Origin of the sequence: Chroococcidiopsis cubana SAG 39.79 (assembly GCF_003991895.1) — a bacterium.
GTDB classification, from domain to species: Bacteria; Cyanobacteriota; Cyanobacteriia; order Cyanobacteriales; family Chroococcidiopsidaceae; genus Chroococcidiopsis; species Chroococcidiopsis thermalis.
On the sequence record NZ_RSCK01000014.1, the window covers coordinates 31,654 to 48,822 of the forward strand.

At 47.8% G+C, this 17,169-nt stretch carries 10 protein-coding genes; 4 read left to right on the plus strand and 6 right to left on the minus strand.

Features of this window, described 5'->3' with window-relative positions; all coding sequences use genetic code 11:
* Positions 1-45: 45 nt before the first annotated feature.
* Together yidD and DSM107010_RS11470 are read right to left on the minus strand one after the other, a co-directional pair.
* Positions 46-342: a membrane protein insertion efficiency factor YidD gene (gene yidD, locus DSM107010_RS11465; protein WP_106166960.1), complete on the minus strand. Its 297-nt coding sequence runs from the start codon at positions 340-342 to the stop codon at positions 46-48.
* 192 nt (positions 343-534) lie between these two features.
* Positions 535-1,596: a mannose-1-phosphate guanylyltransferase gene (locus DSM107010_RS11470; RefSeq protein WP_106166961.1), complete on the minus strand. Its 1,062-nt coding sequence runs from the start codon at positions 1,594-1,596 to the stop codon at positions 535-537.
* A 119-nt stretch (positions 1,597-1,715) separates the two neighbouring features.
* Between DSM107010_RS11470 and DSM107010_RS11475 the strand changes: the two genes are divergently transcribed.
* Positions 1,716-3,098 carry an LCP family protein gene (locus tag DSM107010_RS11475; RefSeq protein WP_127022997.1) on the plus strand — a complete coding sequence of 461 codons (1,383 nt, stop codon included), beginning with the start codon at positions 1,716-1,718 and terminating at the stop codon, positions 3,096-3,098.
* Positions 3,099-3,211: 113 nt separating this feature from the next.
* On the opposite strand, the gene DSM107010_RS11480 is transcribed toward DSM107010_RS11475, so the two are convergent.
* Positions 3,212-5,389: a hybrid sensor histidine kinase/response regulator gene (locus DSM107010_RS11480; protein WP_127022999.1), complete on the minus strand. Its 2,178-nt coding sequence runs from the start codon at positions 5,387-5,389 to the stop codon at positions 3,212-3,214.
* Positions 5,390-5,750: 361 nt separating this feature from the next.
* Here DSM107010_RS11480 and DSM107010_RS11485 point away from each other — a divergent pair, with 361 nt between their 5' ends.
* The gene (locus DSM107010_RS11485) at positions 5,751-7,757 is read left to right on the plus strand and encodes an ATP-binding protein (protein ID WP_127023002.1); all 2,007 of its coding nucleotides are present in this window, start codon (positions 5,751-5,753) and stop codon (positions 7,755-7,757) included.
* A 117-nt stretch (positions 7,758-7,874) separates the two neighbouring features.
* On the opposite strand, the gene ribBA is transcribed toward DSM107010_RS11485, so the two are convergent.
* Positions 7,875-9,551, minus strand: coding sequence for a bifunctional 3,4-dihydroxy-2-butanone-4-phosphate synthase/GTP cyclohydrolase II (ribBA, locus tag DSM107010_RS11490; RefSeq protein ID WP_106169263.1), 1,677 nt, complete (start codon positions 9,549-9,551; stop codon positions 7,875-7,877).
* 143 nt (positions 9,552-9,694) lie between these two features.
* Positions 9,695-10,525 (minus strand): PEP-CTERM sorting domain-containing protein, encoded by an 831-nt coding sequence (locus DSM107010_RS11495; RefSeq protein ID WP_127023006.1) that lies wholly within the window; start codon positions 10,523-10,525, stop codon positions 9,695-9,697.
* Between the two features lie 369 nt (positions 10,526-10,894).
* Between DSM107010_RS11495 and DSM107010_RS11500 the strand changes: the two genes are divergently transcribed.
* Positions 10,895-12,223, plus strand: a complete 1,329-nt coding sequence (locus DSM107010_RS11500; protein WP_106169261.1) for an efflux RND transporter periplasmic adaptor subunit — start codon at positions 10,895-10,897, stop codon at positions 12,221-12,223.
* 50 nt (positions 12,224-12,273) lie between these two features.
* Positions 12,274-15,579, plus strand: a complete 3,306-nt coding sequence (locus DSM107010_RS11505; RefSeq protein WP_127023009.1) for an efflux RND transporter permease subunit — start codon at positions 12,274-12,276, stop codon at positions 15,577-15,579.
* Between the two features lie 50 nt (positions 15,580-15,629).
* Here DSM107010_RS11505 and DSM107010_RS11510 read toward each other — a convergent pair whose 3' ends face one another.
* Positions 15,630-17,105 (minus strand): M16 family metallopeptidase, encoded by a 1,476-nt coding sequence (locus DSM107010_RS11510; RefSeq protein WP_106169153.1) that lies wholly within the window; start codon positions 17,103-17,105, stop codon positions 15,630-15,632.
* Between the last annotated feature and the right edge of the window lie 64 nt (positions 17,106-17,169).

A 17,169-nucleotide genomic window follows, 5' to 3' on the forward strand; every position in this document is an offset into this window, starting at 1 on the left:
CACCAGCCACTAGCCACGAGTCACTGACAACTAATAACTGACTACTCATAATGGTATGCAGCAAGGAATTACGATGCAGCAGAAGCCAGCAGACGTTTTTTGAGATTTGAGAATTTGCCTGGCACGGGAACAAGCCTGAAATCGTTGAGTTGATAATTTCATGGCTGATAATAGACTTTGCCGCACGAGCAAGTGTTTGACATAAGCAGAGCAAGATTGGCTGCCATACAAAATCCTGTGCGAGCAATCAAAGCCTTTACGAGGAGAAACAGATCTCTGATAAAACTCAATCAAGTTTAACGCTACTGTTCTGGCGGCTGCATCCCACTGGCTTGTCAGCATAACTATTCATCTCGCTACCAACAGTCAATTTCTATCCTAAATAGCAACTTAACTCATCTGCCACAAGGGGAAGAAGAGAGCTGAGGGGGCGGAGGAAGCTGAGGGAGCTGAGGTAGCAAGTCGCAAGTCGCAAGTCGCAAGTCGCAAGCCACGCACCACCCAACTACCAACTACCAACTACCAATTACCCCTTTACAATAAATGACTAAATTTAGGATTATCCTGCAATAATTTCAAAACTTGTTTGATTTCTTGAGTGCGGTCTTTCTTGACGATGAGGGTAACGTTACGATCGCGCACGATGACGACATCTTCTAAGCCAATAGTCACAACGACATCTTCGTCGTTCTCAGCATAAACTAAGCTGCCTGCGGTATCTAGCCCGACATGATGACCGACTTCGACGTTGGGGGTTTCTCCTTGGAGCAAACGGGCGATCGCATTCCAGTCGCCTAAATCGTCCCAACCAAAGTCGGCTGGTAGCACGTAGGCAAGTTTGGTTTTCTCCATCAGAGCATAATCGATGCTAATTTTGGGCAACTGGGAGTAAGCCGCTCTGCCTTGCTGTTTGAGGGGGATGAGGATGTCTGGGGCGTGGGTATGCAGTTCTTTGAGTACCACCCCGGCTCGAAAGATAAACATGCCGCTATTCCAGCAAAACCGCCCCGTGGAGAGAAATTCTTCGGCTGTATGTAGGTCTGGTTTTTCGGTAAAGCGGTTGACGCGATAGACAGGTAAGTTACCATAAATTCCAGTCCGATCGCCTTGCTCGATATAACCGTAGCCAGTTGCCGGGTAGCTGGGCTTAACTCCCAGTGTGGCGATCGCATCTGTGGTGGCAGCTAATTGAGCAGCAGCTTGTAGAGTGTGTTGAAACCCTGGCAAATCTCCAATCCAAGGATCGGCAGGAAAAAAACCTATAACAGCGTCTTCCCCGTAGCGTTGCGCTATTTCCAACGTACTCCAAGCTACGGCTGGGGCTGTATCTCGCCCTTCTGGTTCTGCCAAAATGTTGTGGGCTGGCATCTGGGGGAGTTGTGCGGCTACTCCCTCGGCAAGTTGGCTTGATGTCACCACCCAGAGATTTTCCCAATTCCCTGCTAGAGGTAAGAGGCGATCGGCTGTCGCTTGCAGTAAACTTTTACCGCTACCATCTAAACTTAAAAACTGTTTGGGGCGATGCCTGCGGCTGAGGGGCCAAAAACGTTCGCCTTTACCTCCAGCCAAAATCACAGGGATGAGAGAACCATTCATAAGCGTTCGCGTCAAAAATTGTTAAATCTGCTTTCGAGTTTACTTTGCTTTTGCTAAAGGCAATCGTAACTTATTGGATTACTATTTCTGTAGGGTTTGGCTTGGGGGAATAAGTTGTTGTGATTGGTGTACTAAAACGAGTCGATCGGCGGTTGAAACGACAACTGCAAGAAGTGGAGGTGAGGCGATCGCTGTCTGTCACTCGCCACAATTTCTTGACTTTTCGCCGTTGGTTGTGGTTTCAGATGACAAGAAACCGTCTCCTATTTTGGATTGGCGTAGTCAATCTGTCGATCTTGCTAGGGGCAATGGTGGCGCTGCTACTACCAATTTGGGGCAGTCGCACTTCTTCTGACTTGCTATCTAGAGACTCTCCGCAACCGCGTAGTACTTTCCTCCGCAATGGCTTGCCCTACAATCTCTCCCGTCCGGTAAATATTCTCGTTCTGGGTATCGAACCTCCTCCTAGCACCATCGGGTATAATCCTAAATCTGCGTCGGCAACTGGGACTAGCGATACAATGCTGTTAATCCGCTTCAACCCCGCTCGCCCAGCCATCAGGGTACTTTCAATTCCTAAAGATAGTCAAGTTGTCTTACCCAAGCTCGGTCTAGATAAAATTTCTCGCGCTTATGCCTTGGGAGGCGCACCTTTAGCAGCGCGAGTTGTCAGCCGCACGTTAAATAATGTCCCGATCGATCGCTACCTCAGCATCAATACAGATGCTTTGCGGCAATTGGTAGATCGAATCGGAGGGATTGAGGTATTTGTTCCCGAACGCATGGCATACCAAGACCGGACGCAACGGTTGCAGATCGATCTAGAACAAGGCTGGCAAACTTTAAGTGGGGAACAAGCAGAACAGTTTGCTCGTTTCCGCGCCTCAAACCAGGGAGATCTCGATCGCGTCCAGCGCCAGCAGATGTTGATTGCAGCTTTGCGCGATCGCCTTACCAGTCCGGCAATACTACCCCAACTGCCGGAAATTACCAAAATTATGCAAACTGCAGTTGAAACCAATCTCAGCCCAGAAGAACTGCGGGCGATCGTGCGTTTTAGCGTCCAAATGAAGCCGGAACACTGGCAAATGCTGCTTTTACCAGGAGATCTCAGCCCTTACAGTCAAGACCCCAGCAGCTATTGGCTCTATACTTCAGGTCAAGACCAGATTATGAGTCAGTACTTTGGTACTTCTACGATTGGGGCTGCACCCAAACCCAAACCGCTGACAAGTCTGAAAATTGCCGTGCAAAATGCTTCGGGCAAACCCCAATTGAGTCAAAAAGTCGTCCGCTATCTCAAGCAAAAAGGCTTTACCAACGTCTATGCAGTCTCCGATTGGTCGGATATTCAGCGCCAGACAAATATCATTGCTCAAAAAGGCGATACCGCAGCAGCAGCTAAAATTCAGCAAATCTTAGGTGTCGGCAATATTGAAGCCGCCGCGATCGGCGATTTGGATTCTTCGCTCACAATCCGTGTTGGTAAAGACTGGCGGTGAGCAAAAGTCAAAAGTCAAAAGTCAGAAGTCAAAATTTGCCTCTCGCCACTTTCGATCTCGCACCACACCGCACCGCAACACACACAACGCAACTACCAACTACCAACTACCAACTACCAACTATTAAATGTCTTACCTATCTCTTGAATTAAATCTGTAACTACGGCAATCAGCGTGTCTGGATCGATGGGTTTAGGTAAATGACGTTGAAAGCCAGCCGCGATCGCTTGAGTCCGATCCTCAAGTCTGGCAAATCCTGTCATTGCGATCGCCGGAATCTGCCGATGTGCTGTTGTTTTCGTTCTGAGCTGACGGATCAACGCATATCCATCTTCTCCAGGCATTCCTATGTCACTGACTAGCAAATCTGGCTGGAAAGCTTCTAAGGCTTGCAAAGCTGCTTGTACTGAGCCAGCAGTATACGTCTTTGCACCGCTCGTTTGCAAAATCACTGCAATCACTTCACAGCTATCTGGTTCGTCATCAACGACCAACACGCGCAAGTTATTGAGCGGTAATGGAGGAGTGAGAGAAGAAGAGAGCTGAGGGAGCCCAGGAAGCTGAGGAAGCTGAGGGAGAAAGATCGCTTTGGCTTCTTCCTTGTCTCCCTTGTCCTCCTTGTGCGGCTCCCGATTCCCCAGTCCGGGCACACTGCTGTGCGCCCCTACCGACTCCCGACTTTCCATCCCCATCAAAGGCAATAATACTGTAAATGTGGCTCCCTGTCCTTCTCCCAGGCTCTCGACGGCTACCGAACCGCCGTGCATTTCCACCAGATAGCGCACGATCGCCAAGCCAAGTCCTAGCCCCTTGTAGTTGCGGGTAGTCGAAGCATCCGCTTGCCGAAATAACTCGAATACATGGGGTAAAAACTCAGTCGCAATACCTTTACCAGTGTCACTAACTGTAATTTGAGCGTAAGTTGGATTGGTAGTGAGTGGGGGTAAGCCATTCGCCCGTACAAGAAAGTCAGGGGACGCTGTACCTCCTGCGGTTGGCTTCTCGCTCTCTGGAGCTACTGATAAACGCACTTCAACCCGCCCACCAAATGGCGTGAATTTAATCGCATTTGTGAGTAGATTCCAGGCAACTTGTTGTAAGCGATTGGGATCGCCATAAGCGAAACCGAGATCGCGATCGAGGAAGATCTGTAAATCGATTGATTTGGCTTGGGCGCTCAACTCAACTGTTTCGATCGCGGCTTGAATTGGGGTAGCTAAATTGAGTGGAATAAACTGTAACTTCAATTTACCCTGAACGATGCGAGACACATCGAGCAGGTCTTCAATCAATTGAGTTTGTACTTGAGCGTTGCGCAAGATCGTACTAATTGCCCGCTGTAGTGTCGTTTCATCTCGTCGTCCCGATTCGAGAATTGTCGCCCAACCTAAAATTGCATTCAGTGGCGATCGCAATTCATGCGAAAGCATGGCGAGAAACTCGTCTTTAATCCGGTTGGCAGATTCAGCAGCATTACGGGCAACTTGCTCTAACTCGAATAGCCGCGCTTGTTCTTGTTCGAGTTGTTTGCGTTGCGTGATCTCCCAGGCAATGCCAAACAATCCTACTGGGTTTCCCGAGCGATCGTAAATTGCCCGTCCTTTATCTAAAACCCATGCAATTGAGCCATCTGGTTTGAGAATGCGAAATTCGCAGCTATAGGTTCCTATTTTCAAGGCAGCTTGAATCTCAGTTTGAAATAGCTCTCGATCGTCGGGATGAACGAGATTCAACACTTGCTCGAATGTCCCCACGATCTCGCCGTCACCAATTTCCGATACGTTACCCGCATTCTCCAAACGGCGAACTTCTCCGGTTTGCAGGTTCCAAGTATAGGCAGTAAGATCGGCTGCTTCAAGCGCAAATCGTAAATTCGCTTCTGAAAGCTGCATTTGTTCGATCGCTTTGGCGCGTTCCTGCCGCAGGTTTTGCTTTTCTAGAGCTTCGCGCACGGCGATCGCGAGGCGATAGGGTTTTCCCTTACGGACGTAATCTGTCGCTCCCCGCTTCATGGCTGTCACGGCAACTTCTTCCGTACCGCTATCCGTAAATAAAATCACCGGACAATCGGGATACTTAGTTTTGACTGCATCTAAAATAGCTAGTCCATCGCTCCAATGCAATTGATGATCTGTGATGACGAGATCGAATCCGCCTGCTGCTAGAGTGCGTTCAAACTCAGCTGCATCGATCGCCGTTTGAATTTCTATTTCAGCAAACTCGCGTTGAAGTTCGCGACTTTCGAGCTTGCGATCGCTGGGATTATCGTCTATCAACAGAATACGTAACATTCGATTTTTTATTTTTTTCCTTTAGCATTTTTAGTAATATGGCATTATCCAAATCTTATTAAAAGAAGATTAATTTAAGGTGTGTCGTTAAGAAAGTTTTAGCAATCGATTGTCCGCAACAAATTATACAATTTTTAGCAATTGGTATTGCTCTTTTAATAATTCCGCTTGCATTATATCGCAAGAAAATAATAACATCGGCTTATTATTAAACAACTGAAAAAGAACTAAAAAAGTAGCAATAACTCGTCCATATACTATCGCAATGCAATTTTGGGATGCGACGGGGCAAGAAAGCTAAAATCGGTCTAAATCAACATAAAATCACTCGCTAAAATAGTTTGGACTAGAAAATACGCCGATGGCATTTCATCAAGTTTTGGCTTCAGAAAAACTGCTCGATCGCGTTGCTAAGCGGTTCGATCCGCGTCAAAGCTTGAGGGCGCGGCTAGGCTTAACAATATGTAGTATTGCGCTAGTCATGGCAATCATGGCGAGTATTACGGTCAGTGCTACGGCGAGCGATCGCGTCAAAACTGATGCGGGCATTGCGTTAGAGCAGTTAGCATACCAAGTATCTGACAAACTCGATCGCGGTATGTTCGAGCGCTATCGCGAGATCCAAAACTTGACCGAGCTAGATTTACTCAGCAATCCCAATTCTCCTCGATCCCAAAAGCGATCGCTGCTCGACAGGCTACAAAGCACCTATCCTACTTATAGCTGGATTGGCTTGACAGATGCCACAGGTAAGGTTCTCGTCAGTACGGGTAAGCTGTTAGAAAATCTCAGCGTCGCTCGACGACCGTGGTTTCAAAACGCCCGTACTCAAGCAGCGGTGGGCGACGTTCACGAAGCCATGCTCTTAGCCAAGCTGCTACCAAATCCAACCAACGAACCCCTACGATTTATCGACATCTCAGCTCCCGTGACTGACTCGGCGGGTCAGTATGCAGGCGTGCTAGGCGCTCATCTCAGTTGGACGTGGGCAAAAGAAATTCGGGACTCTTTACTGCAACCGCTACAAAATCGTTCGCAGGTGGAAGTTTTCATCTTTAGTGCCTCTGGCAAAGTGCTACTCGCGCCCATCGAGCTGCAAGAAAGAATTCCCTCGTTGCCTAGTCTACAGACATTGCAACAGCAAGGCAACGGCTACGCGCTCGAAACCTGGTCGGACGGCGATTTCTATCTCACGGGTTTTGCCCGTAGTACAGGGTATCGCAATTACCCCGGACTCGGTTGGACGGTTGTGGTGAGGCAACAAGCCGATCTCGCACTTGCACCCGTGCGAACTTTACAACGGCAGATTTTTACTCAAGATCTGACATTAGGGATATTATTCGCCATTGCTGGATGGTTTATTATGCGTCGCCTCACCTATCCCTTACTCGCGATCGCAACAGCAGCAGATCGTCTGCGTCAAGGGAACGCAAATACAGAACTACCTTTAATTACCAGCAGCGATGAAATTGGGCGACTATCTCGTTCGTTAAAGCATCTCGTCCGCACTTTATTCGAGCAACAGCAGCAACTCAATCTCAGTAACGAACAATTGCAAATTCAATTAACCGAACGTCAACACGCCGCCGCCGAAATTCAGCAACTCAACGCCACCTTAGAACAAAAAGTAAGCGATCGCACGGCACAACTTCAGGAGATCAATCAAGAATTAGAAGCTTTTGCTTATTCGGTTTCCCACGATTTACGCGCACCACTACGGACGATCCAGGGATTTGCCCAAGCATTGAAAGAAGATTATAGCGATCGCCTTGATGATTCGGGTAAAGAATATCTCCAGTCAATTACCGCAGACGCAGTGCAGATGGATCGGCTGATTACCGAGTTACTAGCCTACAGCCAGCTGACGCGCACGAAAATTACCTTACAACCCGTCGCATTAATGGCAACGATCGAATCTGCCTGCAAACAATTAGAAATGGATTTACAAGAAAAGCAGGCAGAAATTACAGTCACAACACCTCTACCAACCGTTTTGGCACATAGCCCCACCCTAACCCAAGCGATCGCCAATTTGCTCAGTAATGCCCTCAAGTTTATCAAACTAGAAAGCCGTCCGCAGGTTGAAATCAAATACCAGCTCGCCCAACGCGATCGACAGCAATGGGTGCGCCTGTGGATTATCGATAACGGCATCGGAATTGCATCAAGCGATACCGAACGAATCTTCCGCATTTTCGAGCGCCTGCACGGAATTGAAACCTATCCAGGTACGGGCATCGGCTTAGCGATCGTGCGTAAAAGCATCGAACGCATGGGTGGCTGCGTCGGCGTAGAATCGCAACTAGGGCAAGGAAGCCGATTTTGGATTGAATTACCTCTTTATGAGGGAGCAGGGAGCAGGGAGTAGGGAGCAGGGAGACAAGGGAGAGCGGGGGGAAGATTCTTCGAGTGTCCTCCCACACTTCCCACACTTTATTTACTACCAGCCACTAGCCACCAGCCGCTAGTCACTGACCAATGACAACTAACACCCAAAACAATAAATCTTCTGGGTTTCTAGTCGGTCGAAGATGGCAGAAGGTGAGATGTCAGTACCAATGTTGTGTCGGTTTAGTTGGACTTGCAGACCCGTGAGTGGATCGTGACCGGGGGCAACGAGAAATTCTAGTCGCTGGACGTAGGGTAAGGTTGATATGCTGTCGAGAATTTGCGCGATCGCCTTTAGATAAGGATGATTTGGTTGCTGATACCAGTCTGGTGTAGCTAGTTCGGGTTGATCTAAGCCAACGTGAAATGTTAGGGAAGGTTGACCGAACAGTGCTACTGCTAACGGTCGTGCCTCTTCCTGCAATAGCAAATCATGTGTCCTGACTATGTGTCGTAGCTTTTCTAACCGTTCGTAACGTTGCGTGACAGATAAAGATTCTTCTTGCCAGTGAATTGCCACAGCAACCAAGTATGTTTGTAAGAGCATATGCCCTAGCTTGCTGGCTTTAGTGGCAAGGTAGTTAGAGTTGTAATCGTTAGCTTCAATCAGCAGCGGCACGCGATCGACGACTTCTAAACCGTACCCCTTCAACCCAGCAATTTTGCGGGGGTTGTTGGTAATTAACCGAATTTGTTTCACGCCCAGATCGTTGAGAATTTGCGCCCCTACCCCGTAGTTGCGCAAGTCGGCGGGAAAGCCGAGGCGTTCGTTGGCTTCTACGGTGTCTAGTCCCATGTCTTGTAGGGAATACGCCTTCAATTTGTTAATTAAGCCAATGCCTCTTCCCTCTTGACGTAGGTAAACGACAACTCCCGCGCCTGCATGTTCGATCGTTTTCAAAGCTGCTTGTAGTTGCATCCGACAGTCGCAGCGCAGCGAACCCAAAGCATCGCCCGTGAGACATTCTGAATGCATCCGCACCATCACGGGGCGATCGCGAAATTGAGCCGGATCGCCTTTAACAATTGCTACGTGTTCGGAGTTATCTACGCTGTTGCGATAAGCATAGATCTGAAATTCACCGAAGGAAGTCGGTAATTGAGCAATAGTCTCGCGAGTCACAAATCGCTCGTTTTGCAAGCGATAGCTAATCAGATCGGCAATACTAATAATTTTCAGTTGGTGATGTTTGGCGTATTCCATCAACTGATTCAATCGTGCCATTGAACCATTGGGGTTTTGAATTTCACAGATCACTCCCGCCGGATACAGCCCTGCTAATTGAGCTAAATCGATCGCTGCTTCTGTATGTCCAGCACGTTTGAGTACTCCACCCGTCCTGGCGCGGATGGGAAAAATATGACCGGGACGGCGCAGATCTGAGGGTTTTGTGGCGGGGTTAATCGCTACTTGAATCGTGCGGGCGCGATCCTCAGCAGAAATACCCGTCGTCACGCCTAAATGTGTCGCAGCATCGATACTTACTGTAAAAGCAGTTTGGTTACTGTCGGTGTTATTGGTTACCATCAACGGTAAATCGAGTTCGTCCAAGCGCTCGCCCGTCATTGCCAAACAGATTAATCCCCGCGCCTCCACTGCCATGAAATTGATCGTGTCTGGGGTCGCAAACTGAGCGGCACAAATGAGGTCGCCCTCATTCTCGCGATTTTCGTCATCTACTACAACAATAGAGCGTCCAGCTTTAAGGTCGGCGAGAGCGGCATCGATCGAGTCAAACACAAAAGATTGATTAGAAGCGTTCTGAGGCTGCACAAAAATACATCACAAACAAAATCTATCTCTGATTTTAGCCGCTTTAACTGGACTAGGGATAAAAGGAGATCTAACCATTTTCAATTAAATGAGATCCGCGATTTGTAGGAACGCATAGCCGTGCGCCCTTACTCACGTAGCTATTATTTCACCCCGACTCGCCGATTCCAGGCTCGATATCCCAAGGCAAAGATACCTAAAACAGTGCCAACAGCAATCGAAGGTTCCGGTACGGCAACAGTAGATCGATTTTCCTTGACTTCTACTAAGGTTAAGTTTGTCACGCGATCGAAAGTACGAGAAAAGAGACCTTCAGTTGAAGCTGATGCAGATTCTCGATCGCCACCAAAATTTGTAGTCAAACTAATATTACTCAGATTTAATTGAGTCCCATCACTGGAATTAAAATTGAGAAAATCGTTGTTTCCAGAAGTCACATTTCCTGAAATTGTAAATGAGTCTAGAAGCGTCCAACTATCTACATTACTAGTATCATATAAGGCAAAAGAAACCGTACCGTCAGCGATCGCAGTTTCAGTTTGTGGATTGTCTATGGATGTTGTTAAATTTAAATTGGCATCGAAATTAAAAGAAAAAGTTTCGCCACTATTGACGCTAAAATTACCTAAAATTCCAGCAAAACTGTCTGCCGTACCGGAGTAGTTGTTACCAGTACCATCAGTACTACTAAATGATGAGTTAAAAGCAGATGGTGGTTCCGTAATCAAGTTTGCTATTGCATCTGTACTAGCATTCACGTTGCCATCTGTGGCAAAAGTATTCGTAAAAGTGTCAGTAATTACCTCGCTATCGAAGGGGTTATGGCTAAAATTGTCAATTATAACTGTAGATTCAGAACTAGCAAAAGTGGCAGCAATACTAGGGATTGCCTCTAAAACAATTAATGGTATGGCTAATGGCAAGGCTGGTGCGAGCGATCGCACAATTCTTGAATTCAGTTTTAGTTTTGGCACGAAAATCCTCCTCACATCAATCTCACTCAAAAGGCTAGTTCTATATCCAGAGCTATTTTTCTCGCTGACAGCACACCAGTACCGATGGTTCCGTTACTGGCAGTAGTGACAGCAAACTCTATGTGATTTAGCTATTGGCAGTATAAATTATTTCGTGAAACTTACGTAATTCAATCTTGCGAATTGAGGTTTAAGGAAAATTTAATAAATGTGTCATATTGATGTCACATTTATCCATCAAACTTCATGCTACTGACCAACCTTTGCCATGCTGCATAGATAGTTAACAAAAACAGCTTGACAAAAACAGCATTACGAGTGTCAACGGTCAATAATTAAACGTTAACTCTTGAGATAGGAGTATCGAGCGTGCCAACCTCTGATTCCCAAGTTTCCGTTTCAAACCGAGAAGAATTGCAGACTCCGCCGCCGTCACCCCGCTCCCAGAAACGGTGGTGGCTGCTACTCATGCTTCTAGTCGGAGTTGGAGGAGTTGGACTGGGGCGGGGATTAACTCCTGCCAGCCAAGCCACTGCACCAGCGGCAGCAAAACCGCAACCACCGCGCCCCATAGAGACAATCGCTTTAACTTCAGGCACGGCAACTCGAAGCACTAGTATGTTAGGGCAAGTCGAGGCAAGCGAGAGCGCTACAGTCCGCACCAGAACATCAGGAGTCGTGCAACAAGTGTTAGTCCAACCAGGCGATCGCATTACCCCTGGTATGGTTGTAGCCATCCTTGACGATACAGATCAGCGTTTAGCCGTAGCCGAAGCGAGAGCAAGACTGGCTCAAGCTCGGAGCGAATTAGCACGCTTAGAAGTCGGTACGCGGCAGGAAATCATCGCCCAAAGGCAAGCCGAAGTCCGAGCAGCCCAAGCGCGGGAACAGGAAGCTCAAGACAATTCAGACCGAACCAGAAGTCTAGTTAATACTGGCGCACTCTCGCGCCGAGAATTAGTCGAAGCAGAATCGCGGACAGATGCTGCTAGAGGGGAACGAATGCAAGCCCAGGCAGAGTTAGCAGAAGCCACCGCTGGTCCCACTCGTGAAGAAATTGACGCGCAACGAGCTAATGTAGCCGCCGCCGAATCTGCATTAAACCAAGCAGAATTAGCCTTGCAACGCACGCGCATCAGGGCAGTATCAAGCGGTGTTATCCAGACACGACAAGTCAGCAGTGGCGATTTAGTAGAAAGCGGTGATGAGATTGCCACCAAGGTCAATGGCACTCAGTTAGACGTATTTCTGGAAGTGCCAGAATCACTTAGCGGAAGTGTGAGAGCGGGTATGCCTGTCGAGTTGACTGCTAGGGCGCTACCCAACTGGCGCGATCGCACTACATTAACGGGTATCGTACCATCTGCTGATACCGCTTCCCGACGGCAGCGAGTGCGGGTGAGACTATCAAATCCCCCTGCCAACCTGTTGCCAGGAATGGCAGTACAGGCACAGTTACAGTTGCCCAGCAATACCCCTAGTTTCGTCGTCCCCCGCGATGCATTGACTCGGCGGGAAAATCGCTGGCTCGTATTTACTGTTGCTGATGGCAAAGCCAGACAACTAGAAGTCGAACTCGTAGCAGACATGGGCGAAAAAATGGCGATCGCCAACCCACAACTGAGCCAAGGACAGGCGATCGTCGTGCGCGGTGGAGATGGATTAAAAGATGGAGCGGTAGTAAAGGTTGACAGTTAACTGCTATCAACTACCAACTATCAACTACCAATTACCAACTACCAATTACCATGAACTTGATTGAAACAGCCGTCCGCTGGCGGCACGGTACTTTCGTGTTGTTTTGCCTGCTTGCCGTATTTGGCATCTTTTCACTACTAAGTTTGCCTTTAGAACTGCAACCAGGAGGCGATCGCCCTGAAATCACAATTACCACTACCTATCCTGGTGCGGCTCCCACAGAAGTAGAAGATCTCGTCACCCGTCCGATTGAGGAACGGATGGAGGAAGTCTTAGGGGTACAGGAAATTACCAGCAGTTCTCGTCCTGGAACCAGTGCCATTACGCTTGAGTTTACTTGGAATAGCGATGTAAACGAGCGGATGGTGGACGTGTTAAATAAATTGCAACAAGTTGAGGAACTCCCCGCAGAAGTTAATGAGTCTGATGTCGAGATGGTTGGGGGCAATAATTCGCCGATGATGTGGGTTGTCCTCACATTGAGACAAGGGTTTCAAGGTAATCCCGATCGCTACCGCGATTTAGCAGAAGAAGTTATCGTACCGAGATTGCGCCGAGTCGAAGGCGTAGGGCAGTTTATCATTCCTGGGGGTCGGGAACGAGAAGTTGAGGTGAGGGTTGACCCCAAAGCTTTATTCGATCGCAATCTAACCATAGGCGATGTCGTGCGGGTGTTACGGGAGAACAATCGCGACATTCGTGGTGGTCCCCTAACGTTAGGTAGACGAGAATACCGCGTGCGGACTCTCAGCCGATCGCAAGACATACAACAAATCGCTGAATTTGTGCTGCGGCGCGACCAGTCGGGTACAGTCTACATGCGGGATGTGGCAACCGTACAAATGGGGCGTAAACCTCTAGAGAGTGCTTTAGTTTTTAACAATACTCCTGCCGTGGCAATTGGAATTATCCGGCGCGTTGGGGCAAACGTACCGGAGACATCTAGGGGAGTGAGGGCAACTCTAGCAGAATTGGAAACCCAGTTCGATCGCCAAGGAGAAGGTATTCGCTTCGTCTACAACTACGATGAGAATGACTACATCGGACAGTCGATCGCCTTGGTACAGGGTAACTTAGTTAGTGGAGCGCTGCTAGCAACAGCCGTATTAATTCTATTTTTGGGTTCGATGCGGACAGTAGCAGTCGTTGCCCTCACGATTCCCACTACCCTAATTACAGTATTTATTGTCATGGCATTTTTGGGGCGATCGCTCAACATTATTAGCTTGGCGGGATTGGCGTTTGCCGTGGGGATGGTTGTAGACAACGCAATCGTCGTGATTGAAAATGTCTTTACCCACATGCAGCAGGGAAAAGGAGCAGTTCGCGCCGCGATCGATGGAACTCAAGAAGTTTGGGGCGCAATGTTAGGTTCTACCCTGACTAACGTTGTGGTGTTCGTTCCCCTCGTCATGGTACAGGGGGAAGCCGGACAGTTATTTGCAGACATGGCGATCGCCCTTTCTTGTGCTTCCCTATTTTCTCTATTTGCTGCATTAACTTTAGTACCGATGCTCTCTGGTTTGTTTCTCAAACAGCACGAAGCAATGCAAATGCTGGGAGTCGGGAGTCGGGAACAAGGGGGACAAGGGGGACAAGGGGGACAAGGGGGACAAGGGGGAACTCGGGGACAAGGGGGACAAGGGGGACAAGGGAGAATAATTGCCAACAACCAACAACCAACAACCAATAACCGTCAACCATCAACCATCCTCCAAAAAATAGAGCAAGCTGTTTTTCGTACTTCTGCTGTCTTTCGCTTATTTCAAAGTAAATTAGAATCATTTTTGGCATCTACTGTACTTTGGTCGCTGGGTGCAGGTCGGGTTGGACGTAGACTAATTCTTGTCTCTATTCCCGTCATTCTGCTATTTACAAGTATCTTTCTACTGCCTCCTGCTGATTATCTGCCTGAAGGCAATCGCAACTTAGTGTTTTGGGTGGCAGAACCATTACCAGGAACCAGCATTCCCGAAGCTATTCGCCTATCTCAACCTGCAAGAGATTTCTTGAGCCAGCAACCGGAAGTCGATCGCGTCATGTTTGTTGAACGTCCTGGTAGGCGCGGGATTGCGGCAATTCTCAAGCCTGAATTTGCCACTACCAACGGACTTGCAAATATGGTCGCTCGGATGCGACAGCAGAGCAATAACTTTCCTGGCTATCGCTTCCTGATTCCCACGCGCTTATCGATCTTCCAAGACCCAGGTAAGGAGTTTGAAATTCAGATTGTGGGTGCAGATTTGCAGCAGTTGAGCCAGTTGGAAACGCAGATAACCGAACAACTGCGAGCATTTCCAGGCGTGCGTAACGTCCGGTCTGATTATGTATTTGGTGCTGGAGAATTGCAGGTGATTCCCAACCGCGAACGTTTAGCTGAAGTTGGGTTGTCGGAAGCAGAAGTAGGGGCAATGGTGGAAGCGGCGTTAGGTGGTCGCATCGCTTCTGATTTTATTGATGGTAAAGAAGAATTGGATGTTTCGGTGGAGTTGCAAAATCTTTTTGTCGAAACTCCAGAACAATTGCGCCAACTGCCTTTGTATACTAGTCGCGGACAGCAAGTGCAGCTAGCAGATGTTGCCGAGGTACGAGAGACAACAGGACCCGATATCATTAACCACGTCAACCTAGAGCGATCGATTACTCTAACAACTTCCCTCGAAGCTACAGCACCTTTAGGAACATTAGTCAATCAGACAGAAACTCAAGTTTTGGCTCCACTCCGAGCAAATCTTCCCGCCGGATATCGGTTAGATTTATCTGGATCTGCCGATCGCTTGGCTGAAACCTTGTCTCAATTATCCTCTGCCTTTATCCTGTCCGTCTTAATTATTTACTTGCTATTGGTAGCGCTGTATCGCTCCTTTCTCTACCCAGTTGTCATTATGGCAACAGTACCGATGGGTATGAGTGGCGGGTTATTGAGTCTGGCTATCGCCAACCAAATTCCAGGTGTTATCATCCCCTTGGATATGATTACGGCGCTGGGATTTATCATTTTGACTGGGGTAGTGGTAAACAACGCGATCCTCTTAGTAGACCGCGCTTTACAACTCCAAGCAGAAGGCGAAGACTACGATAAGTCTCTTTACAATGCCACACGCGATCGCCTCCGGGCTATTTTCATGTCAGCTGGCACGAGCGTACTAGGAATGTTACCTTTAGCAGTCGTCCCAGGACAAGGAGCTGAATTATATCAAGGGTTGGGCATTGTCCTCACAGGTGGCTTAGCTTTCTCAACCATCCTCACGCCCACAGTCGTTCCCGCCATCATGGGACTGTTACGCGATCTGTCTGGACGCAAACAGCCATCAGTTGTCAGTTATCAGTTATCAGCTGTCAATAAAGAGGGATGAGTAACGAGTCTTCATTTTTAACTTTTGACTTTTAACTTTTGACTTGTTTGTCACCCTGACTTAGCATCGGGAATCGTAATATCAATCGGAATGACTTCTGAAGCGATCGCACTCAGTGGTGGTTGAATTGCAGTACCATTTCCAACAACTAGGGTGACGAGTTTTTCTGGCTGGAGGTATTTTTTAGCAACTCTTTGAACATCAGCCGCAGTCGTAATTTGTACGCCACGTTGGTAGCGAAACAAGAAATCAGCTGGATAACCAAAATATTCGTATCGCATTAAGCGAGACAGAGTTTGGCTAGGATTTTCAAAATTAAAGACAAACGAATTCAATACCGACTCTTTAGCACGTTGCAACTCATCTGGTTGAACTATATCAGTTTGGAGTTTTTCAATTTCAGTCCGAATCGCACGCAGAAAAGGGACAGTCGCAGCCGAACGAGTTTGTCCCCCCGCCACAAATAAGCCAGGATAATCAAAACGGGGACTCCAGACACCGTAGACAGAATAAGCCAAACCCTGACGCGATCGCACGGAGTTAAACAATCGCCCGCCAAATCCATTCAAAACTTGATTCATCACGTCTAATGTTGGATAATCGGGACTATTAAACCGTCCGCCTAAATGCCCGACTTGGACGTAGCTTTGAGTTAATTGGGGGCGATCGACAAAATATAATCCGCCCAACTTAGACTGAGAGGCTGTGGGAATTTGGGGTTGGGATAGATTGGGTTGAGATTTCCACTTGCCAAAATATTTTTGAATCAGCGATCGCATGTTCTGCGAGTCAAAATCTCCGACAATGCCCAAAATCAGATTATTAGGATGAAAGTATTGACGGTAAAAATCAACTAAATCCTGGCGGGAAATATTATCTAAAGTCGCATATTCCACCGTTCGCGCATAAGGGCTATCACTGCCATAAACTAACTTTTGAAACTCCCGCCCGACAATACCATTCGGATCGTCATTACGACGAGCAATTCCGCCTCTAATTTGAGTTTTCGCCAAATCCAGCTTTTCTTGAGCAAATATTGGCTGTTGTAAAACTTCCGCAAATAGCCCAAATACCATTTCTAAATCTTCACTCAAGGCGCTAAAACTAGCGGAACCGAAAGCATCACTAATTCCAACTTCCACCGCCGCCGCCCGTTGTTCCAATAACTGATTTAACTCATCTGCGGAATGTTTTTGCGTTCCGCCAGTCCGCAATACAACTCCAGTTAAATTTGCCAATCCTACTCGAGCTGGTGGTTCCCAGCGATCGCCTGTCCGAATTATTGCCGTTCCTCCCACTAAAGGTAAATCCCGATCCGGCATCAAATACACCACCATACCATTCGGCATTTCGTAGCGATCGTATTTGGGAATTTGTACTTGTTTGAGGGGGGGAAATTCTAATTCTGTATAGTGCTTGGCTGTGGCTGCTATAGCTGAGGGATGGTAGACAAGTACGAACAAAATCGCTATGACTATTAAACCAATTCTGTAAAAGTTACGGATACGGTGCTTGTCCGAGATCATACAATTTAAAATTTCGTTGTCACACAGATTGTAGGGGCGCACAGCTGTGCGCCCCTACGATGAT